Genomic DNA, 251 nt, shown 5'->3' with positions numbered 1-251 from the left:
CCGCTCATCAACGGGTGGTATGCATGGGCCTTTCTGCTATCGCCGGCCGCGGCCTCCTTCGTTCAGACAAGGAACGTCGGACGCGTTGAGGGATTGTTGCAGCGTGTTGAGCAGATCAAGGACCTCATGGTCGGTTCGCACTTGATGGCGACAAGCTTGCCTGAAATCTCCGGCGACGAGGCCAGCCAGATCCACGAAGCTCTTGACAGACACAGCGCGTCCACTGAGGCCGCGACGGCGTTACGGAACGC

The 251-nt window shown here is 60.6% G+C and carries 1 protein-coding gene; it reads left to right on the top strand.

From position 1 onward, the window contains the following. The coding region (locus tag SCA31_RS24665; protein WP_410699592.1) for a hypothetical protein at positions 1-251 on the top strand (251 nt) is incomplete at both ends.

This window comes from Chryseobacterium sp. SIMBA_028, from assembly GCF_046535285.1.
GTDB lineage: Bacteria > Bacteroidota > Bacteroidia > Flavobacteriales > Weeksellaceae > Chryseobacterium.
The sequence above is the reverse complement of the archived record's forward strand: the minus strand, read 5'-3'. Positions and strand labels throughout refer to the sequence as shown.